Here is a 20,847-nt window from a genome sequence, read left to right as displayed (position 1 = left end):
TTTCATTGCTCTTGATGAGTGATGTCCCTGTAAGTGCTTATCCCCTTGTGCCGAATAGATGCGAAGAACTGGCAATAAAGCGCAGTGCGTTTCACATGCATACTTTTACTAACTCGGGAAACATACTAGATATAATTCAAATGATCCATATTTTTTTCACTATTGACCATTTGTCACCTTATGAACTAGTCATATCTACTGAATTTGAAGAAATTTTGGGCGGAAAGCTCTTCAAATTATAGGGTTTTAGGCAAACCAAATGGCGGCAGCAATTTTCTGCATCAAAAAAAGACACTGATATATCAATTTAATATCGGTCGAAAATCGAGAGGAACATCGAAGATGCAGAAACGCTACATGCAAAAATCGAGAATTTTGAGTGGCTGATACATTTGATCCATTTGCACCAAAATAATTAAAACAATGATTCGTTTGGGAGGGGAAACTATGACGAAAAGCTACCAGGAGACGGTTGATCAACTCACGAAAGCCTATCCAAATCTAAGCAAGCAGCTCAAGAAAAGCGCGGCTTATGTCTTGGAATATCCAAGTGATGTTGCCACCCTGTCCATGCGTCAGGTTGCAGCCCGTGCAGACGTCCCTCCTCCCACCATGAACAGACTTGCAAAATCTCTTGAGTTTGGAACCTACAATGCCCTGCGTGATGTCTATCGCGGCGGGTTCGAGGATTTTTCCTCCAACTACCCATCCCGAGCCGGAGAGCTACAGGCCACACATGGCACCTCGGATATTGAAGCTTCTTTGCAAAGTTTCAAAAGCGCAGCTCTTGGCAATCTGAAGCATTTGTTCGACACCGTCGACCGGGATCATCTCCAACAAATCGTCTCGTCACTGGCCACCGCCCGGAACGTGGTTGTTGTTGGTATGCATGCATCCCACTCACTCGCAAATTACCTGCACTATGTTGCCTCCATGTGCTTTCGCAACTGGCGGCTCATCAATCGCAAGAATGGCGAAATCGCAGATCAGGTTGAGTACATCAACGCCGATGACGTTGTCGTCGCAATCTCCCTGAACCCATGCGCTGCAGACACAGTACTCGTTGCAAAACGGGCGTATGAAGTAGGTGCAACGGTCGTCGGCATCACCGACACCAGAACATCTCCACTTGCCACTTATTCAACCGACCTCCTGCTCACCCCTGTTCAAAGCCCGCATTTCTTTGAGAGTTATGTCGCCACTGCGGCCCTTCTGGAAATGATCCTTGGCTTACTGGTGGCAGACAGCGGACAGGTCGTCATCGACAACATCACAAGGCTGGAACGCTGCCGCAATGAACTCGGCGAATACTGGCCAGACCAATAAACCAATAAGAACTCGGAATACCCTATGACAAAGCTCAGTCTCCTTGCCGGTCAGATCAACATTCCTGCGATGACCACAGCAGACCAGCGAGACGCACACGTGCGCTCCGTGACCGCCAAGTTGCATCAGCAACTCACTGCAAAGCCACATGATCTGGTTGTTTTACCTGAGCTTTCGACCGTTGATTACTCCAGAGCTGCCTTCGCTGAACTCAGCGTGCTGGCAGAAGACCTGAACGGCCCCTCCGTCAAAGCATTTGGCGCTTTGGCAAAACAGCACAACACCACAATCGTCTTCGGCATGCCACGCAAAGCAGAGGATCACTATAAGATCTCTCAGGTCGCTGTCGGGCCGGACGGAGCTGTCATTGGCTGCTACGATAAGCTCCACATTTGTCAGTATGGCGCGTCCATGGAGAAGGAATACTTCGAGAAAGGTGACCACCTTTTCTCGTTCTCCGTAAAGGGCATAAAGGTTGCGCCAATCATCTGCTACGATATCCGCATCCCTGAACTCAGCCGCACACTGGCTCTGCAACACGGCGTTGACCTGATCCTGCACAGCGGCGCGTATGCCCAGGATGAAAGCTTCTTCAGCTGGCACGACTTCGTGGTCACCCGCGCTCTGGAAAGCCAGATCTTCTTCCTCAGCCTCAATCGCGCTGGCGAGAACTTCGGCAACTCCACGTTCTGTCCTCCCTGGACAGATGAGAACACACCACGCACAATCTTCCCTCAAACCAACGAGCATTTTGAGAGCTTTGAGCTGGATACGGCTGTGATTGATCAAGCGCGCGAAGACTACACATTCCGCAAGGATTTGCTGGAAGACTACTCCCGGCTCAAGCATCAGGAACCTGAGCTGCTCAACCAATAGCTAGCTCTATTCCCATCAGTTTTCCCTCTAGTATCGGTTGCAACAAAACAACTTTCTGGAGGGAAAGCACGCCATGGCAGATCTGCCAAAGCTTACGGACGCAACGCTTACGCTTGAAAACCGCGTTGCCACACTCACCATGAACCGTCATGACCTGCGCAACGCCCTCACCGGCTCTGCGCTGATTGACGACATCGTGGCAACGGCGGAATGGGTCAATATCTGCCCTGATGTCTCAGTTCTACTTCTGACGGGCGCAGGCTCAGCCTTCTCCTCAGGTGGCAACATCAAAGATATGGCAGAACGTGGCGGTGACTTCGCTGGCAATGTGGCTGAGGTGGAGAACCACTACAGGCGCGGCATCCAGCGCATTCCTCTCGCCCTGCAAAATGTGGAAGTGCCGATCATTGCAGCCGTCAATGGCCCCGCTATCGGAGCGGGCTTTGACCTTGCCAACATGTGCGACATCCGCCTGGCCTCCACCAAAGCCAAGTTCGGAGAGACCTTCCTGAACCTTGGCATCATCCCCGGCGATGGCGGCGCATGGTTCATGCAGCGCTTGATCGGCTACCAGCGCGCAGCAGAGCTTACCCTGTCGGGACGTGTTATCAACGCCCAGCAAGCCAAGGAATACGGCCTTGTGTTGGGTGTGTACGAGCCAGACGAGCTTATGGCGGAAGCCAGCAAGATGGCTCAGCAGTTCGCCTCTCAGCCCCCAAAGGCCACGCGCCTCACCAAACGCCTGCTGAAGATGGCCCAGCGCACTGAGCTAAAAGACTTCCTTGACCTGTCCGCGTGCTTCCAGGGCATGAGCCACAATGAGCCCGAACATCTGGAAGCTGTGCTCGCCTTCATGGAAAAGATGAAATAGGCACTAAAACGAGAAGAGCGCTGCAGACTGGCGGATACCCGGCAGCGTACAGCGCTCATTCAACAAACAAGAAATGCGTTACTTCGCAGGCCTGCGAATGGAAGGCTCCGCTTCCAAAACCAGCGGATTAAGCCCCTCTCCGCCATCCTTCACAATGTCAAACAGTTGCAGCCGCATCCGCGGCTCCCAAAAATCATTAATGTGATCGGCAATACCTGCAACCGCCTCTTCATGCGGCTTATGCTTGAAGAAACCAGCGATCTGGTTTGCCATGTAGGTGAGCTTTTCTGGTGCCATACCCGAGCTCTCCTCCCTTTTAAACTCTCAGTTCCATTGCGCGCAGACTGCACAAGTCTCTCTGAAGTCAGAGGATACTCATGCAGCCCAGCATCAAATACACTTATTCCGCAGCTTCAATCCGGCGAGACCGAGCAGCATGCTCCTGATACTCTTCCTGCCAGTCTGTCTGACCGTTGGAAAGAGAAACCTGAACCGCCGTCACCTTGTATTCCGGACAGTTTGTCGCCCAATCAGAATAGTCGGTCGTCACCACGTTTGCCTGTGTCGCCGGATGGTGGAACGTGGTGTAAACAACACCCGTTGAAACACGATCCGTCACATTCGCCCGCAAGCTGGTTTCGCCAGAACGGCTCATAAGCTTGAGCCAGTCACCATCTTTAATGCCGCGCACTTCTGCATCATGCGGATGAATCTCCAGCACATCTTCCTCATGCCAGACCACATTGTCTGTACGCCGTGTCTGAGCGCCAACGTTATATTGGCTTAAAATACGGCCCGTGGTCAAAAGCAGTGGGAAGCGCGGTCCGGTCTTCTCATCCGTCGCTACATAGTCGGTCCGAATGAAACGGCCTTTACCACGTACAAACCCGTCCAGATGCATGGTTGGCGTGCCTTCCGGCATTTCTTCATTACAAGGCCACTGAACAGAGCCCTGCTCCTCCAGAAGGTCGTAAGTCACATTGGCAAAGCTTGGAGTGGTTGCCGCAATCTCCTCCATAATCTGAGAAGGATGCGTATAGGTCCAGTTCGCCCCCATGGCATTTGCAAGCAACTGGGTCACTTCCCAATCCGCATAGCCATTGCGCGGTGCCATCACTTTGCGTACGCGGTTGATACGCCGCTCAGCATTGGTGAAGGTGCCATCCTTCTCAAGGAAGGTGGAACCCGGCAGGAACACATGCGCATAGTTCGCGGTCTCATTCAAAAACAGGTCATGAACGATCACACATTCCATGGCAGCAAGACCAGCTGCAACGTGCTTGGTATCAGGATCAGACTGCAAGATGTCCTCACCCTGCACGTAAATGCCCTTGAACGTTCCCTCAACAGCTGCATCCAGCATGTTCGGAATACGCAAGCCCGGCTCGTCGGAGATGGTCACACCCCAGATCTGTTCATAGATATCACGCGCATCAGCATTCTTCACATGGCGATAGCCCGGCAGTTCATGCGGAAACGACCCCATATCACAGGAGCCCTGCACGTTGTTTTGACCACGCAGCGGGTTAACACCAACGCCTTTCTTGCCGATGTTACCAGTCAGCATGGCAAGGTTCGCAATGCCGATAACAGTCGTGGACCCCTGACTGTGTTCCGTCACGCCAAGTCCGTAGTAGATCGCACCATTACCACCACGCGCATAAAGCCGTGCCGCCCCGCGCACTTCCTCAGCAGGAACACCCGTCAGCAACTCAGCAGCTTCTGGGCTGTTGGCCGGATCAGAGACGAACTCAACGTAGTCCTGAAACTCATCCATATCGCAGCGTTCACGAATGAAAGCCTCATCGAACAAGCCTTCAGTCACGATCACATGCGCCATCGCAGTCACAATGGCAACGTTCGTTCCCGGACGCAGCGCCAGATGGTGCGAGGCCTTGATATGCGGAGACTTCACCAGATCAGTCCGGCGCGGATCAATCACGATCAGCTTTGCACCCTGACGCAAACGCTTCTTCAGACGAGAGCCAAACACTGGATGCCCGTCCGTCGGGTTCGCACCGATCACCAGCACCACATCAGAATGCTCAACACTGTCAAAGTCCTGCGTCCCCGCAGATGTGCCAAACGTCTGACCAAGGCCATAACCGGTTGGTGAATGACATACGCGTGCGCAAGTGTCCGTGTTGTTGTTCTCAAACACCGCACGTGTCAGCTTCTGAACAAGGAAAGTCTCTTCATTGGTACAGCGAGAGGACGTGATCACTCCAACAGACTCTTTGCCGTACTGCTGCTGAATGCCCTTCATCTTGTTCGCTGCAAAGCTCAGGGCTTCATCCCAGGAAACTTCCCGCCATGGCAGATCCACACTCTCACGAACCATCGGGTTGAGAATACGGTCCTGATGCGCCGCATAGCCATAAGCAAAGCGGCCTTTCACGCAGGAATGACCACGGTTCGCCTTGCCATCCTTATACGGCACCATGCGCACCAACTCATCACCGCGCATCTCTGCCTTAAAGGAGCAGCCAACACCACAGTAAGCGCAGGTCGTCACAACAGAACGTTCCGGCTGTCCAATATCGATCACGGACTTTTCCTGAAGCGTCCCTGTCGGACACGCCTGCACACAGGCACCGCAAGACACACACTCAGAATCCAGGAAACTCTCAGACATGCCCGCGGTCACGCGAGAGTCAAAGCCGCGACCAGTAATGGTCAGCGCAAAAGTTCCCTGCACTTCCTCACAGGCCCGCACACAGCGCGAGCAGACAATGCATTTGGCAGGGTCATAGGTGAAATAAGGATTGCTCTCGTCCTTTGGCTTCCAGCAGGCATTCACCTCACCGCCGCCATCACGCATTTTAAAGTGGTTCTGCGCATCAGCGCCATAGCGCACATCGCGCAGGCCAACCGCTCCGGCCATGTCCTGCAGCTCACAGTCACCATTGGCAGCGCAGGTTAAGCAGTCCAGCGGGTGATCAGAGATGTAAAGCTCCATCACACCACGGCGCAGGCCTTTAAGACGATCTGTCTGGGTGCGAACCTGCATCCCCTCTTCCACCAGCGTGGTACAGGAGGCAGGCGTTCCGCGTCGCCCTTCAATTTCCACCAGACACAGGCGGCAGGAGCCAAAGGCATCAACCATATCCGTCGCGCACAATTTGGGAACCTGAATACCAGCTTCCATGGAAGCCCGCATCACAGAGGTTCCCTCAGGCACGCTCACATCAAAACCATCAACGGTGATAGTGACAGTCTTTTCAGCGGTCGATTGAGGAGTACCAAAGTCTGTTTCTTTAATCAGGGTCATGGGTTCACTCCGCCGCGTCTGTTAATGGCTTTACATGAAAATCCTGCGGAAAATGCGTCAGAGAACTCATCACAGGATAAGGTGCAAACCCGCCAAGAGCACAAAGCGAGCCCATTTTCATCGTGTCGCAAAGGTCAGTGAGCAACTCCACTTGCTGCTCTGGCTGATCCCCTTCGGCAATCCGGTCCAGCACTTCCACACCGCGCACAGACCCAATACGGCACGGCGTACACTTGCCGCAGCTCTCAATGGCGCAGAACTCCATGGCAAAGCGTGCCTGCTTGAGCATATCGACCGTGTCGTCAAACACCACGATCCCCGCATGGCCAATCATGCCATTACGCTCAATAAACGCCTCATAATCAAAGATCGTGTCAAACAAAGACGGTGGGAAATAAGCCCCCAGCGGACCGCCAACCTGAACAGCCTTCACCGGACGACCGCTCAACGTGCCGCCGCCAATATCATAAATCAGCTCGTTCAGTGTCAGACCGAAAGCCGTCTCAAACAACCCGCTGTTCTTGATGTTGCCAGTCAACTGGATCGGAATAGTCCCGTGGGAGTAGCCAACACCATAATCTCGGTAGAACCGTGCGCCGCGATCCATAATGATCGGCACAGACGCCAGCGACATCACGTTGTTGACCACAGTCGGACAGCCAAACAGACCCTCAATCGCAGGAAGCGGAGGTTTGGCCCGCACAATACCGCGTTTGCCTTCAAGGCTGTTGAGCAGCGAGGTTTCCTCACCGCACACATAAGCACCAGCCCCTTCACGCACTTCCATATCAAACGCATGATCAGAGCCCATTACAGAAGCTCCGAGAATGCCGGCTTTGCGCGCAATCTTGATCGCGTCCTGCATAATCGCAACCGCATGCGGGTATTCAGAACGGGTGTAGATGTACCCCTTGGTCGCTCCCACCGCGATACCGGCAATGGTCATGCCTTCGATGAGAACGAACGGATCGCCCTCCATGATCATCCGGTCAGAAAACGTACCACTGTCACCTTCATCTGCATTACAGACGATATATTTCTGCGCACCTTGCGCCTTCAGCACAGTGTTCCATTTGATACCTGTCGGAAATCCAGCGCCACCGCGGCCACGTAGACCACTGTCGGTCACGTCCTGCACAATCTCCGCAGGCGTCATCTCAAGCGCACGCTTCAGACCAAGAAAACCGTGATGCATCTCGTAATGTTCAAGAGAAAGCGGGTCAGTGATGCCACAGCGGGAGAACGTCAGACGCGTCTGACGCTTCAGATAAGGCATCTCTTCGGTCAAACCATGACACAAAGGATGGTCACCACCATCCAGCAGGCCCGCATCCAGCAGTCCGGCCACATCAGATGGCTTCACCGGACCATAGGCTATCCGGCCCTGCTCGGTTTCAATCTCGACCAGCGGCTCCAGCCAGTGCATACCGCGAGATCCGTTACGGATGATTGTCGCATCCACACCGCGCGCGCGCAGCTCTTCCGCCAGCGTCTCTGCAACACGATCAGCGCCAACCGCCAAAGCAGCAGCGTCGCAAGGAACGTAAAGGACAGCCCCCATCACTTCACCTCCTCAACAAGCTTCAGCACAGCCTCTTCATCAAGGCGGCCATGCAGGTTGCCATCCATCATAGCAGCAGGTGCACACGAGCACAGGCCAAGGCAATAGACCGGCTCCAGCGTCACCTTCCCATCAGGCGTGGTTTCGTGCCATTTGATGCCAAGGTCTCTTTGAATGTCATCTGCAAGCTTTTCGCCGCCCATCGACTGGCAGGCTTCTGCACGGCAAACCTTCAACACATGGCGTCCGGCAGGTTCTGTACGAAAGTCGGGGTAAAAACTCATTGTGCCGTGCACTTCAGCACGGCTCAGGTTCAACCGATCTGCGATCTTTAAGAGCGCATCCTCGGGAACATAACCAAATTTCCCCTGCACATCGTGCAGGATTGGCAGGAGCGGCCCTTCCTGATGTTCGTGGACATCAATAATCGCGGCCGTTTCTTTTTCTATATCCTGCGATTGCGTCTGCAAGGCCATAAAATCCTCCCTCCTCGCACGTCAATGCTTCGTGTTGGCACAATATGTCGCAGGCAATCAATATGATATATCCGTTGGGCGATTGCACATCCCTATCAAGGAAATCACGTAGAGAGCTCTTTGCCCTGCGATATTCTAGTAATTCTCTTCAAAAAAATGTCCAAAAGCGGCGCACGAGGCTCACGCTGCGTCGCAATCAATCCAACCATAATACTGGCATAAGGATCAGAGATCGGGATGATCTCCAGGTGATCAGAGGCAATTGTCTGCGCTACGGCCTGCGGGATAATCGTCCCCCACCGTCCGGTACGCACATGCGCCAGCAGGCACATGATGGAATCTGACTGCAGTACTGGCTTTGCCACCACATCAACATCATGCAGGATATTGTTGATGATACGCCGGCATTGCATGTCACTCGTCAGCAAACACAACGGGACCCTGCTCACATCCTCCAGCGTGGCATGCTCGCGGCCAGAAAGCGGCCCACCTTCAGCCACCACAAAGCAGTAGCGCTCCCGATAAAGAGGAATTTGTAAAACCCGCCCCAAAGGCTCGTTGTCCAGATAGGTCAGCCCCACATCAATTTCCAGATTTTCCAACTGCGCCAGAATCTCAGAGGACGGACGCGAGAACACCGCAAAATCAACGCCCGGGTTTTCCTCGCTAAAGCATGTGGTGAGTTCTGGAACATACGTCAGAGCTGTGGGGATGGAGGCAATCCGCAACGTACCCGATTGACCATCACTGACAGCCTTCAGCTCCTGCTTCATGGTCCGCGTATCAGCCACAAGCTTGCGGGCCCATTCCAGCACCCGCTCCCCTTCAGGCGTCAGCCCCTGAAAACGCGAGCCACGCAAAACCAGCAGAGCGCCAAGCTGTTCTTCAAGATGCTTGATGTTGGCCGAAAGCGTCGGTTGCGTCACACCACACTCGTCCGCCGCCTTCCCAAAATGCTTCTCACGCGCCAACGCAATAAACATCTCCAGCTTATCGATCATGGGTTATCCTCGCAAACGTTCCCGCAACATCATCCATCAGCAGGCACCAGCCTTGTCAGGCCAATACCACGCGGGATCGCTCATATCCTCCTACAAGCAATCCCTTAGATGTTTTTTCTTAGCTCTGAAATGAACTAGCATATTCAGAGCAAGAACGATAACGCGGAACGCCAAGAACACAGCGCGGTTTGGATAAACTCTGCAATCAGACGTTCATACCAATGAAGCTTACACCAGCGACCATGAATATGGCGGCCAGCATGCGGCGTACCCAGTTGCCCTCACCCAGGACGACAAAACCGATTAAGGCGGCAAAAATGACGGAGGTTTCGCGCAAGGCTGAGACAGCGCCCAGCGGTGCAAAGTTTTTGGCGTAAAGCACCAGACCATAAGCAATCATGGAGACCAGACCGCCCGTCAGGCCCAGCGCCCATGTTCTCCTGGAAAGACTTGGCAAAACAGACCACCGCCGCACACCAATGAAAGCTGCGATAAAGACCTGCAAAAACGCACCCCACGCCCAGTAACTCAACGTGTTGCCAGAAAGCCGGACACCAACACCGTCAACCAGCGAGTAAGCAGAGATACAAACACCTGTGGCAACCGCAAACCCAAGCGCCGCACCGCCAACACCTTGCCGCAAGGCAGACCAGCTGGACATCTGAATACCAAACCCGATCAAGCCAATGCCAAACCACGCCCAAAACGGCAGCACTTCGCCCACAAACAGCATGGCCCATAAGGAAACCAGAGCCGGAACAATACCGCGTGCAATGGGATAGACCACACTCAGGTCCCCATGACGGTACGCCTGCCCCAGCGTGTAGTAGTAGACAAAGTGAATGCAGGTGGAGAGCGCCACATAGCCAAAACTCTCAGGTGCTGGCAAAGGCAGGATCATGATCATGACACCTGCCGGGATCACATGGCCAAACGCCACAAGTCCGAGGGTGAGTGTACGGTCACCCGCTGTTTTAACAATCGCATTCCAGATCGCATGCAGCAGTGCTGCTGCAAGGATTATCATTATGATGGATAGGCTCATCAATCAAAACCATTCGTAGTGTGGAAGCCTGCCGGGCAGCTTTTGTAAAGCTCCATCATCCAATCTGCGACTGACCTCGCAACACCAGAAAACCGGCTTCCATCTTGTTTTATCTATCTTTTAAAATGCTGTAATTTCGAAGGTTTTCGATTTCTGCATCTGGTTGCCCGTGTGCAGCTTTAAGCAGATCACAGGCGGGTAGTCTTGTTTCAACTCAGTTTTTTCGGGAGGCTATGAAGCTTTGAATGCCCCAGTCCGCAAAGGCAGTCACAAACGGTTCTTCAAGTGGGCTGTCGGTCACCACATAATCCACCTGTCGTGGGTCCGGTCCTACATACGGCGCTGTCTCACTCAGCTTGCCATGATCAAACGCAACCAGCACCTGATCCGCTTTTTCTGCAATGGCAGCACTCAGTTGGGATTCAACACTGCTTTGATAGAGAAACCCCTTGCTGGCAGAGACCGCATCAAGGCTGAAGATGGCCATATCAAGCGCGAACCGCTGTACCTGACAATAGGTGTCGTGACCAAAGGTTCCCCGGTCATTGACCTGCATTTCACCACCAAGCAAATGCACGCGGTTGCCGTTCACATTCACCAGTGTCTGCGCAACACCAATGGAGTTTGTGACCACCGTCAGGTTCCTGCGCAATCTCAGGTCTTCCGCCACATATGCCGTGGTGGAGCCAACATCCAGATAGACGGTCATGCCATCTTCAACCACATCACACACAACAGCGGCGATCAGCCGTTTTTCATTGGTGCGCTGTGAAATACGGCGAAAGAAGCTTGGGTCATTTTGCGAGCTTGCCAAATAGGCCCCGCCGCGCACCCGCTCAAGGTCTGAAGTCATCGACAAAGACTTCACCGTCCGGCGCACAGTTTCTTCAGAAACATCCAGTGCCTTAGCCAGATCAGCATTGCGTGCCGATCCGCCAAGTCGTTTCAGAACTTCCAGCAGTTCCAGTTCGCGGTGGCTATGAGACATCTGCCCCTCACGTTTGCGCGGATAATCACGTTCTGTGACTGCCTTACTCCACAACTACAGTCAAATTCCAACACATATGTCGATTTATGTTGGAATTTGTGTGCAGCTGTGGATTATTTGCTGGCAAACGACCACAGTTACATCTCTCTTTCATATTGCCGGAGTAACGGTCTGTCGGACTGCGCCACACCTGTGGCTTTGGGGGATCAGGAACATGCAAAACAAACGCAATGTGCTTTTTATCATCATCGACCAGCTGCGCGCGGATTGTGTGTTCGGTGAACTTGGCAAACACGTAAACCTGCCAAACCTGCGCGCGTTCATGGAAGACAGCGTCACCTTTACGCGTCACTTCTCCGTCACCAATCCATGCGGCCCGTCCAGAGCGTCACTGCTGACGGGGCAATACGCCATGAACCATCGCTCTGTACGCAATGGCACACCGCTGAGGCACGACACGCCCAACATCGCAACGCAAATGCGCAAGGCGGGCTATCTGCCCATGTTGTTTGGATACACGGACACCTCACAGGATCCCCGTGCCTTCCATCCGAACGACCCAGCAGTCAGAACCTACGAATACCCGATGAACGGCTTCCATGAGATAACGGAGATGCGCATGGATATGTCCTATCCATGGCAGTCTCATCTCATGAACCAGGGGTATAAATTAGAGAAGTACTGGGACGTCTACAAGCCCGTCTCACCAGAAGGCAAAGCCCCACGCCTCAACGACCCTGCGCTCTATGCAGCCAAGGACAGCGACACGGCGTTTCTAACAGACGCCTTCCTCAAGACAATGCCAGCCTACAGTCAGCAAAGCTGGTTCGCGCATCTTACCTACATTCGTCCGCATCCTCCGCTCGTCGCCCCTGCCCCGTATAACGACATGTACGATCCGCAAAACCTGCCGCTCCCAGAGCGACTGGAAAGCGCAGAAGACGAGCAGGCCCAACATCCGTTCTTCACCCCGGTCATGCAAAACAACAGCGCAGCCAGCTTTGTTGAGGGCTTCCCGGATCTGGAACCAACAGACGAGAACATCCGTACCCTGCGCGCAATCTATCTCGGGCTAGCCACAGAAGTGGATCACCATGTAGGCCGTGTTGTGCAGTTCCTCAAAGACACAGGACAGTACGACGATACCATGGTGATAATCACAGCTGACCATGGCGAAATGCTGGGCGACCATCACAGCTGGGGGAAAATGACCGTTTATGATGCGGCCTACCACACCCCTCTCATCATCCGCATGCCAGACGGAGAGCACGGAACGCAGGTCTCACAGGTCACAGAGTCCATCGATATCATGCCAACCATTCTGGAATGGGTCGGGCAGGATGTTCCAGGCTCCGTGGATGGCAAGTCCCTGCTCCCGTTCCTCCAAGGTGAAACACCTGAGAACTGGCGCACGGTCTCTATGTCAGAGCTGGACTTCGCAGACCCGTTACAGCCAACTCTCTGGCAGCAACAGCTTGGAACCAAACTGGACAACTCCTGCCTGAGCATCTTGCGCGATGAGCGTTTCACACTTGTGGAATTTGCAGCCGATCTGCCCCCTATGCTGTTTGATGCTAAGGGCAAAGGTGAAATGGAAAATCTGGCGCAAAAGCCAGAGCATGCTCAAACACTTGCACGTATGACCCGCGAACTCCTTCGGCACCGTATGAAGAAAATGGACAAGACCCTGTCCAACTGGATGATCACCACAGACGGCCCGAAACACTGACCCAGGAACGGGGCATCACACCATGCCCCGTTTTTCACCACAAACAGACAGCAGCTGATCAACGCTGTTTAATCTCCTCAATCATCGCCTTACCAATCTCAGCGATCACCGCATTGCGCTGCCTAAAACTCGCATCACTGCCCATCATATAAACCGAAGCCAAATATGGTGCTCCTGCATCCGGCCAGATAACACTGATAATCCCACGCGAACCATTCTGACCTCCACCGCTCTTGTCTGCAATGCGCCAGCCCTTCGGCAGATGCTTTCGGATCAACTCATCCGCAACCTTGTCATCCACCATCCACTGCTGCAGCTGTGCGCGGGAAGACGGAAGCAACACATCCTCAAACAGCAACCTGTCCAATGTCTTGAGCACAGCAGAAGGCGAAGTAGTATCACGGGGATCTCCGTGCCTGGCTTCGTTCATAGCTGGCTCATTCCGGTCCAGACGCGTCACCCGATCACCAAGCCCACGTAAGAATCTGGTCAGCCCTTCCGGCCCATCAACGCGTTTCAAAAGCAAGTTTGCAGCACTGTTATCGCTCATGGTGACCGTCGCTTCACACAGCTGACCAACACTCATTCCAGAAGCCACATGGTTCTCCGTAACAGGAGAATAAGAGACAAGCTCGGTTGCTTTGTAAGTGACAAGATCACCAAGGCTCTCTTCACCGCGATCAACACGGCTTAAAACGGCTCCGCAGAGCAATGCCTTAAACGTGCTGGCCATAGGAAACCGCTCATCCGCCCGATGCTCAACGGCCCAGTCAGATCCGGTATGGCGCAGCACCACACCAATGCGCCCTCCAACCTCAGTCTCTAACTGACTGACTGTATCCATCAGTGGCCCCGCCTCGCTGGCTAAGGGCAAGCTCAACGTGAAGGCCAACGCACATGCAAACCGTCTCATAGGAACGCAGCTTTCCTCTAAAAAACGCAACATTCTCCAATTCCTTTCATGGTGAGCAGCGGCCCCATCAACAAATAAATTTCATGAAACAGGCACAGCGTATCCCCTGCTGTAAAGCAGAACACTCAGCAGCATAAATTCGCCAAAACCAGCGCTTAAGCTAGAAATTTAATGTGGTGAGCACCGGTATAATCAGATGCATCCTCAGACCTAAACACTTTTAGGTAGAGCCACAAACGACTAATTCTCGACACAAATATTAGAAAAACTAATAGGCATGGACCGACCAAACATCCCCCTCAACGCCCTCCGCGCCTTCGAAGTCGCCGCCCGGCAAGGCAGTTTTACCCGCGCAGCAATCGAGCTGAGAGTCACACAAGCCGCTGTAAGTCATCAACTTATCGCTCTGGAAGAACTACTGGGAACACCTCTTTTCCACCGCACCCCGAAAGGCCTGATTCTCACCGATGAAGGCACAGCCTTACACCCCATCCTCACTCAAAGCTTCGACAGGATCGGAAATATCCTCGACCGTTTCCTTGATGGTCGCTATCAGGAAACCCTCAATGTCGGCGTCGTGACCACCTTTGCAACTGGCTATCTCATCGAGCGCCTGCCGGACTTTCAGCAAAAGCATCCCGGTGTGAACCTGCGCCTGTTCACCAACAACAACCGTGTCGACATCACCAAAGAAGGTCTTGATATCGCAATACGATTTGGCGAAGGCCTCTGGCCGGGCCTGCAAGCAACACCATTGCTGACCACCCCTTTAACCCCATTGAGTTCACCAGATATCGGCCTCTCTCTCAAAACCCCTCAGGACCTCACCAATCACACGCTCTTCCGGTCCTACCGTTCAGATGAATGGGAGCTATGGTTCCAACACGCAGCGACAGCCTGCCCCAAAATCACAGGCCCAGTCTTCGATTCCTCCCTCGCCATGGCCGACATGGTTGAAGCAGGTTTAGGCATCGCACTTTTACCCTATGACATGTTCAAACGCAGAATTTCAGAAGGTCGCCTCGTCAAACCATTCCCCTTCGAAGTCACAACCGGCAAATATTGGCTCACCCACCTCAAATCCAAACCCGCCACCCCAGCAACCACCCTCTTCAAAAACTGGCTACTTGCTGAGGCACCGAAGCCCGTTCCTTAGGAAACTCAACCCAAGTCACCGTCCGTGTCTTGATAAAACAACGCAACGAATTGAAAGAAAAACCAAAACCTATCTCACACGTCTTCAACCTATCTTGGCTGAAGTGCTTTTCAGGCATGACTGGAAACGTCAGCGAGTGAGGATATGTTTCTCAGCGACAGAGCAAAGGATTCAATTAAGGTTGGGTTAGCAATGGTGATCGCTTACGCCATTGCGCTCTACATGGATTGGGACCGCCCGTATTGGGCTGGTCTGGCCGTTGCATTTATCTCGCTGGAAACATCAGGACAATCCTTCAACAAAGGCGCGCAGCGCATTGCCGGGACACTCCTTGCGGCGGTCGCAGCACTCCTGATCCTCTCCCTTTATCCGCAACAACGCTGGATGTTTATGGTTGTCTTATCCAGCTTTGTTTTAGTTTGCACCTATATGAAGAGCACAACACGAAACGCCTATTTTTGGAACGTGGCAGCTTTCGTAACAATTATTGTGGTTGTGGATTCATCAACAAGCAATGAGCCTGCCTTCTATACCGCAATGCTGCGGATTGAGGAGACTGCTTTAGGCGTGATCACCTACAGTGTGGTCTCAGCTGTCCTTTGGCCTAAGACATCAGCGAAAGCGCTTTACAGCACAGCCAGCCACCTGAGCCACGCTGCCCTTGGGATTTTTCAAGAAACATTGGACAACGGGTTCTCACGCGCTCCCCAACAGTACCTGAAGCAACAAGGCGACTTCTCATCATTACAGGCCAGATTCGAGGAGCTTTCCAATATTGCCCAACTCGAAAACTATGAAATCTGGGAAGTTCACGATTTATGGAAAGATGCCGCGAAACTGTGGGTTGATTACGAACGGGCAATAGAAGCGTGCCGGCAAAACATAGGTGACGTTCAAACAATTGAGCTTGAAAAACACCTGCCTTGGCGCACCCAATACATCAATGAAGTAGAGCAGCGCTTAACGGCTATCACTAAGATGTCTTTGGGAGAGCATTCGGACTACACCAGCCCACAACGCGAACTTCATATCAATAAAACCAATACTGCAGGTCTCAAGCAACTCGAAAAAGCAGCCCTGTCACTTTACGTCAATCAACTCACAAACATCGAACATATTACATATCAGCTATATGAGATAAACGCCGTCATCTTTGGCTTGCGCCAACGTACTGACACCACCTTTATAGTCGCGCCTACGCCTAAAAAGCACATCATAAATATAGGCGCTTTGAAGGGGGCTTTTCGCGCCTTCCTGTGTCTTTGGATCGCTTATATCGCCTATATCTATTCCCCAAATCTTCCAACTGGCCCCGTACTTTTGATCTTAGTAGGCGTGTATAGCATCTCCCTATCAACCGACCCGTATATCAGGCCTCTCAGGTTGTTGAAGATTGGCGTTTCATCAAACATATTCGCAGCCTGCATCTACCTTTTGATAATGCCGCATTTGCATAGTTTCTGGTCTCTTGGGGCTGTCATTTTCATATCAGTATTTTCCATCTCCTATTTCTTTCATTCACCTGAGGCAACTTTGGGAAGAATGTTTGGCTTGGCGAATTTCGTAATGACAACAGGCATAAGCAACACCCAGACATACAGCTTCAATTATGCAGTCGATCAATTACTCGTTTTCATCATAGTCGTGGCAATTTTTGCGTGTGTGTCTACATTCACATTTAACCTGCGCCCAGAGGTTCAATATCTCAACCTGCTACGCCGCTTCTTTAAAGGTGCAAGCTATCTTTTGTCAGATCAGAAAAACAAACACACAACAAAGGATTCCGCTTGGCAACGCTACCTCAGACGACACTACATAAACGAGATCGAAAGCATCCCTCATATCATTCGAGGCTGGATACCGGAGATCTCTCAAGACATTGAGAAAAGTGAACTGATCAAGATCACCGTTGTTCTTGAGGCACTTTCCATTCGCCTGTCAGTCCTGATGGATGAGTTCAAAACTGCTGAAAACAGCCAACTTTATGAGACGCTAAAGCATGACATTCATGGCTGGAGCACTCAGCTGATGACTGACTTCACAAAACTGGTGGAAGAGCCCTCATGTGAAACGTTAGAAGCGACTTTAAAACTACGCGAAACAAGACTCCCGGAAATAGAAGATAAAATCTCAAAGGCAGAGCAAGAACAGAGTAAATATGATGGAGAGTTAGGGGAAAGATTAAATATCTATCGCATTCTTGGAGGTATTCGCAGTGTTTATCAGGCATTAGAAGACTATGAAGAGCAATCTCAAAAAGTCGATTGGCCTTATCTGAAAGAAGTTCGTTTCTAAAGGAGTATGCGTCAATGAATGGATATCCTGGTGAATGGGCCATTGGGGCCGTTTACTTCCCCCCATTTCTGATCGCGTCTTTCTTAGGTTTGCTTCTCAGCTGGATCACATCACGTTTGTTAAACAGATACCGGCTTTCCAGATTCCTCCTCTATCCACCCGGCGTCTTCCTGGCTTTGGCCGTCATCTACACCGCAGTAATTGGAAGTTGGGTCATTCCGATATGAGAGCATTGAAACCCATACATAAAGCAATGATAACGGGCACGATCGTTGGCGTCGCAGTTCTCGCCTTCGCTTATAAATATTATGCCTACTTGCAAAATCCATGGACACGCGATGGTCAGGTCAGAGCGAACGTTATCCAAATCGCAACCCGCGTTTCCGGCCCAATCGTAGACCTTCCAATCAAAGACAATCAAAGCGTCCAAGCAGGGCAACTGCTTTTCCGCATCGATCCAAGAACATTTGAAGCAACCTTTGCTGAGAAGAAAGCGGATCTTGATCAAACGATCGATCAACTCAACGCGCTTGGAAAAGAACGCGAAGCCTCAGAAGCAAACGTTGCCCAGTATCGCTCGAACGTGGAGCAAGCCAGTTCAGAACTTCGCTCCTCCATCGCCACCCTGAAAAACATCAAGGGAAATCTGGACCGGAACGCCAAGCTGCTCAAAGACGGTTATGTCACGCAGCGCACATATGATCAGATTGAAAAGAGCTATATCGTCGCCCTCTCAGACACCGAAAAAGCTCAGTCGGGTCTCGCTCAAGCAGAAGCAGCTCTTGTAGAAGCTCAAGCCTCCCTTGCCAAGGTCATTGCAACACTTGGCGCAACAGGCGATGAAAACGCACAACTCCGCTCTGCAAAAGCAGCGTTACGCATGGCTGAGTTAGACCTTGGCTTCTCTCGTGTATCTGCACCTGTATCCGGCTACGTCACCAACCTTAACCTACGCCTGGGCAGTCAAACCGTTGAAAATGAGCCAGCCCTTGCCCTCGTAGATATTACCAGCTTCTGGATCGACGCCTACTTTCCAGAAACAAAAATCAGCAGGATCAACATCGGCGATAAAGTCATCATGACCCTGATGGCCTATCCTGATCAGGTGGTTCACGGAGAGGTCGAAAGCATCGGCTGGGGCATTTCTCAATCCGATGGCAGCACAGGCTCCGATCTGCTCCCTAACATCAACCCGACCTTCGAGTGGATACGCCTCGCCCAACGCATCCCGGTCCGCGTCAAAATCGCAGACATCCCCAAAGACATCCTCCTCCGCGTCGGCACCACCGTATCCGTCCTGGTCCTAACCAACACCGCCGCCGACAAATCCACCCCAGAAGAACCCCCAGCACCGCTGTTGTTTCAGTAAAGCAAGTTACTCCCCCTCACTTCTTCCCCCACGCCAACAGTGGTCCGAAGGTCGCCACGTAAACCACAAATGCCAGGATCCATGCTAGCGCTGACACATCGTAAAGCCTTGTTGCGAGGTCTGGGAATAGGCCTGCGGAGAAGCGGAGGAGGACTGATGTGGCCATTGCGCAGTAGAGGAAGGTGGCACCGCGGCTTGCTTTGAGCTCCTGACCAGTATGGCCGAGGGTTGCGCGGGTCATGACGGCTAAAGTCATCATACCCAGAACGCCAGCCATAAGCAGGTGTTGGGCTCCGGTGATGTCCAGTAGGTCTGGCAGGAGGATGGCAAAGCCAAGTGCAAGCAGGCCCAAGGGCATAAACAGATAGCTTGCATGCAGCACCAGAACCAGAGGTTCCTTGAAGGTATACTGCCCTTTCCAGCGAACCAGACGCACAAAGTGCAGCGCTCCGGCAATTAAAAGTATCACGCCCGCAAGCCAATGATCTTGAAGCGCAGTCCAGACAAGCAGTGCGATCAGGAGGGCAAGCAGTGAGATCTTGTCGAACACCTGCATCGGACTCGCTGGCAGGCTCTTGCTGCCTTGCTTCACCAGCCAGTTACGGGTGAAGGAGGGGATGATCCGCCCACCGATCAGGCCAACCATCAGAACCATGGTGGAGATACCCAGACGCATACCATAGCCCTGCGCTGCGTACCCATCGCTCCAGGCTTCCCAATGGAACAACAGGTTGGATGCAATGAGCACGCCCAGCAAACCCAGCACGATAAGGTTGCGCCAGTTTTTGCCTGCCATAATTTCACGCAGGCACGCAATGGCCAGCACCAATGGCATTGCAACGTCAAGCGCGGCAACAACGCCTGCAGGAAGATAGGCACCGAACAAGATTGCGGCACGGCCAATCACCCAAAGGCTGAACAGGACAATGAGCGGCCTGCCCACAATGGGCATCCGCCCGGTCCAGTTGGGAATAGCGGTCAGCAAAAACCCAGCAACAACGGCGCTTAGATAGCCGAAAAGGAACTCATGGGCGTGCCATGAGACCGGATCAAACGCAATCGGCAGCTCGATGTGCCCGGAAACGAGTGGTATCCAGAGCAGCATAAGCACGATTGCCCAGACTGCGCTGGCGAGGAAGAACGGCCTGAACCCATAGCTGAATAGTACAGGGCCTTGCCAGGATCTGACTTGTTCCATAGTGGTCGACATGAGGCGCTCTTTTGGCTTTATTGATGCGCGTGTGCACATTCAGTGATCGATGCGTTAGAGCGCGTTCCGTTTGATTGCATTCAATCAAACGACAAGAATTCGCTCCACCAAAGATGCTAGAGCGCGATGCGTAAATGAAAATGAACGCAACGTGCTCTAGCTTTTACAGTCAGCTTCATCAATCTAACTCACCATGTCCTTGACTATTATTAAGTGCACTCTGCATTTAAAGAATGTTCCCGAAAAGCGGTTTCGGTTTTCTGGTGAGAATATGCCTGGTCTAGAGCGTGTTCCCGAAAAGTGGTTCCGGTTTTTGGATAAGAATACGCGCAAAATTAAAGAGTTAGAGCTTGGTGCGTGAATGCATATGAACGCAACATGCTCTAATGAGAGGAGAGTGTCTCGATACGTCAGCTCGTCCAGGATATCTCTTAGCTGGCTTAGGACAATACAAGCACTGAAACCACCACATGGCCTCCCATGCAGTGTTGAACCAGAATTCCCGGAAGCCGGGATGAGCAAGGCGGCAGGCAATACCTGCGCTATTTGTTAGTAATGAGTCTTCGGCATTGGCTACACGCCTTGCCCGGGCTTTCTTGGGATGAACAACGTCGCCTCTTTTGCCTATAAGGCACGATAGCCGGTTTCCCGGAAAGACAGTGGCTTATCCAGTCAGGTTTCCATGCCCAAACAGTTCCTCCGTCTTTGACTGATACTTTCGCAAAAGCAAGTTTCCCTGCCGGTGCTCTTGTATCCGTCG

At 52.4% G+C, this 20,847-nt stretch carries 17 protein-coding genes; 8 read left to right on the top strand and 9 right to left on the bottom strand.

The genetic code is table 11. The annotated features are described in order from the left end of the window. The first annotated feature begins 447 nt into the window (after positions 1-447). From PsW74_RS20225 to PsW74_RS20215, 3 genes are all read left to right on the top strand, one after another. Positions 448-1,326, top strand: a complete 879-nt coding sequence (locus PsW74_RS20225; RefSeq protein ID WP_057463690.1) for a MurR/RpiR family transcriptional regulator — start codon at positions 448-450, stop codon at positions 1,324-1,326. A 24-nt stretch (positions 1,327-1,350) separates the two neighbouring features. Then, positions 1,351-2,202 (top strand): carbon-nitrogen hydrolase family protein, encoded by an 852-nt coding sequence (locus PsW74_RS20220; RefSeq protein ID WP_063289339.1) that lies wholly within the window; start codon positions 1,351-1,353, stop codon positions 2,200-2,202. A gap of 73 nt (positions 2,203-2,275) precedes the next feature. Then, a complete protein-coding gene (locus PsW74_RS20215) occupies positions 2,276-3,073 on the top strand; it encodes an enoyl-CoA hydratase-related protein (protein ID WP_063289340.1) in 798 nt (265 codons plus the stop codon). A 78-nt stretch (positions 3,074-3,151) separates the two neighbouring features. On the opposite strand, the gene PsW74_RS20210 is transcribed toward PsW74_RS20215, so the two are convergent. The 7 genes from PsW74_RS20210 to PsW74_RS20180 all read right to left on the bottom strand — a co-directional run bounded on the left by PsW74_RS20210 (position 3,152) and on the right by PsW74_RS20180 (position 11,415). Then, positions 3,152-3,370 carry a formate dehydrogenase subunit delta gene (locus PsW74_RS20210; RefSeq protein ID WP_057463687.1) on the bottom strand — a complete coding sequence of 73 codons (219 nt, stop codon included), beginning with the start codon at positions 3,368-3,370 and terminating at the stop codon, positions 3,152-3,154. 103 nt (positions 3,371-3,473) lie between these two features. Next, positions 3,474-6,344, bottom strand: a complete 2,871-nt coding sequence (gene fdhF, locus PsW74_RS20205; RefSeq protein ID WP_063289341.1) for a formate dehydrogenase subunit alpha — start codon at positions 6,342-6,344, stop codon at positions 3,474-3,476. Between the two features lie 4 nt (positions 6,345-6,348). Beyond that, on the bottom strand, positions 6,349-7,905 hold the full coding sequence (locus tag PsW74_RS20200) for an NADH-quinone oxidoreductase subunit NuoF (protein WP_063289342.1): 1,557 nt from the start codon (positions 7,903-7,905) through the stop codon (positions 6,349-6,351). Further along, positions 7,905-8,381: a formate dehydrogenase subunit gamma gene (locus PsW74_RS20195; RefSeq protein WP_057463683.1), complete on the bottom strand. Its 477-nt coding sequence runs from the start codon at positions 8,379-8,381 to the stop codon at positions 7,905-7,907. The genes PsW74_RS20200 and PsW74_RS20195 overlap by 1 nt, the downstream gene beginning before the upstream one ends. 104 nt (positions 8,382-8,485) lie before the next feature. Beyond that, entirely contained in the window at positions 8,486-9,382 is an 897-nt protein-coding gene (locus tag PsW74_RS20190) for a LysR family transcriptional regulator (protein WP_057463682.1), read from the bottom strand. Positions 9,383-9,587: 205 nt separating this feature from the next. Further along, positions 9,588-10,409, bottom strand: coding sequence for an EamA family transporter (locus PsW74_RS20185; RefSeq protein WP_063289343.1), 822 nt, complete (start codon positions 10,407-10,409; stop codon positions 9,588-9,590). A 232-nt stretch (positions 10,410-10,641) separates the two neighbouring features. Further along, on the bottom strand, positions 10,642-11,415 hold the full coding sequence (locus tag PsW74_RS20180) for a DeoR/GlpR family DNA-binding transcription regulator (RefSeq protein ID WP_063289344.1): 774 nt from the start codon (positions 11,413-11,415) through the stop codon (positions 10,642-10,644). A 214-nt stretch (positions 11,416-11,629) separates the two neighbouring features. On the opposite strand from PsW74_RS20180, the gene PsW74_RS20175 reads away from it, so the two are divergent. Then, positions 11,630-13,144, top strand: coding sequence for an alkaline phosphatase family protein (locus PsW74_RS20175; RefSeq protein WP_063289345.1), 1,515 nt, complete (start codon positions 11,630-11,632; stop codon positions 13,142-13,144). Between the two features lie 58 nt (positions 13,145-13,202). On the opposite strand, the gene blaPSV is transcribed toward PsW74_RS20175, so the two are convergent. Then, positions 13,203-14,057, bottom strand: coding sequence for a PSV family class A beta-lactamase (gene blaPSV / locus PsW74_RS20170; RefSeq protein WP_063289346.1), 855 nt, complete (start codon positions 14,055-14,057; stop codon positions 13,203-13,205). 277 nt (positions 14,058-14,334) lie between these two features. Between blaPSV and PsW74_RS20165 the strand changes: the two genes are divergently transcribed. From PsW74_RS20165 to PsW74_RS20155, 4 genes are all read left to right on the top strand, one after another. Next, the gene (locus tag PsW74_RS20165; protein WP_063289347.1) at positions 14,335-15,213 is read left to right on the top strand and encodes a LysR family transcriptional regulator; all 879 of its coding nucleotides are present in this window, start codon (positions 14,335-14,337) and stop codon (positions 15,211-15,213) included. Between the two features lie 144 nt (positions 15,214-15,357). Further along, positions 15,358-17,508, top strand: a complete 2,151-nt coding sequence (locus PsW74_RS20160; protein WP_063289348.1) for an FUSC family protein — start codon at positions 15,358-15,360, stop codon at positions 17,506-17,508. A gap of 14 nt (positions 17,509-17,522) precedes the next feature. Continuing rightward, positions 17,523-17,735, top strand: a complete 213-nt coding sequence (locus tag PsW74_RS28470; RefSeq protein ID WP_082596670.1) for a DUF1656 domain-containing protein — start codon at positions 17,523-17,525, stop codon at positions 17,733-17,735. Between the two features lie 26 nt (positions 17,736-17,761). Next, the gene (locus PsW74_RS20155) at positions 17,762-18,877 is read left to right on the top strand and encodes an HlyD family secretion protein (RefSeq protein ID WP_208988077.1); all 1,116 of its coding nucleotides are present in this window, start codon (positions 17,762-17,764) and stop codon (positions 18,875-18,877) included. A 16-nt stretch (positions 18,878-18,893) separates the two neighbouring features. Here the strand turns inward: PsW74_RS20155 and PsW74_RS20150 are convergent, their stop codons facing one another. Further along, positions 18,894-20,087, bottom strand: a complete 1,194-nt coding sequence (locus tag PsW74_RS20150) for an NnrS family protein (RefSeq protein ID WP_063289393.1) — start codon at positions 20,085-20,087, stop codon at positions 18,894-18,896. Positions 20,088-20,847 lie beyond the last annotated feature (760 nt).

It is taken from the genome of Pseudovibrio sp. W74 (genome assembly GCF_001623085.1).
In the GTDB taxonomy this organism is placed as follows: Bacteria; Pseudomonadota; Alphaproteobacteria; order Rhizobiales; family Stappiaceae; genus Pseudovibrio.
This window is presented reverse-complemented; position numbering and strand designations above follow the sequence as displayed.

Excerpts from the sequence above, each read along its gene's own strand:
- PsW74_RS20225 (WP_057463690.1), top strand. The coding sequence starts at position 448 with ATGACGAAAAGCTACCAGGAGACGGTTGATCAACTCACGAAAGCCTAT.
- PsW74_RS20220 (WP_063289339.1), top strand. The coding sequence starts at position 1,351 with ATGACAAAGCTCAGTCTCCTTGCCGGTCAGATCAACATTCCTGCGATG.
- PsW74_RS20215 (WP_063289340.1), top strand. The coding sequence starts at position 2,276 with ATGGCAGATCTGCCAAAGCTTACGGACGCAACGCTTACGCTTGAAAAC.
- PsW74_RS20210 (WP_057463687.1), bottom strand. The coding sequence starts at position 3,370 with ATGGCACCAGAAAAGCTCACCTACATGGCAAACCAGATCGCTGGTTTC.
- fdhF (WP_063289341.1), bottom strand. The coding sequence starts at position 6,344 with ATGACCCTGATTAAAGAAACAGACTTTGGTACTCCTCAATCGACCGCT.
- PsW74_RS20200 (WP_063289342.1), bottom strand. The coding sequence starts at position 7,905 with ATGGGGGCTGTCCTTTACGTTCCTTGCGACGCTGCTGCTTTGGCGGTT.
- PsW74_RS20195 (WP_057463683.1), bottom strand. The coding sequence starts at position 8,381 with ATGGCCTTGCAGACGCAATCGCAGGATATAGAAAAAGAAACGGCCGCG.
- PsW74_RS20190 (WP_057463682.1), bottom strand. The coding sequence starts at position 9,382 with ATGATCGATAAGCTGGAGATGTTTATTGCGTTGGCGCGTGAGAAGCAT.
- PsW74_RS20185 (WP_063289343.1), bottom strand. The coding sequence starts at position 10,409 with ATGATAATCCTTGCAGCAGCACTGCTGCATGCGATCTGGAATGCGATT.
- PsW74_RS20180 (WP_063289344.1), bottom strand. The coding sequence starts at position 11,415 with ATGTCTCATAGCCACCGCGAACTGGAACTGCTGGAAGTTCTGAAACGA.
- PsW74_RS20175 (WP_063289345.1), top strand. The coding sequence starts at position 11,630 with ATGCAAAACAAACGCAATGTGCTTTTTATCATCATCGACCAGCTGCGC.
- blaPSV (WP_063289346.1), bottom strand. The coding sequence starts at position 14,057 with ATGAGACGGTTTGCATGTGCGTTGGCCTTCACGTTGAGCTTGCCCTTA.
- PsW74_RS20165 (WP_063289347.1), top strand. The coding sequence starts at position 14,335 with ATGGACCGACCAAACATCCCCCTCAACGCCCTCCGCGCCTTCGAAGTC.
- PsW74_RS20160 (WP_063289348.1), top strand. The coding sequence starts at position 15,358 with ATGTTTCTCAGCGACAGAGCAAAGGATTCAATTAAGGTTGGGTTAGCA.
- PsW74_RS28470 (WP_082596670.1), top strand. The coding sequence starts at position 17,523 with ATGAATGGATATCCTGGTGAATGGGCCATTGGGGCCGTTTACTTCCCC.
- PsW74_RS20155 (WP_208988077.1), top strand. The coding sequence starts at position 17,762 with ATGATAACGGGCACGATCGTTGGCGTCGCAGTTCTCGCCTTCGCTTAT.
- PsW74_RS20150 (WP_063289393.1), bottom strand. The coding sequence starts at position 20,087 with ATGTCGACCACTATGGAACAAGTCAGATCCTGGCAAGGCCCTGTACTA.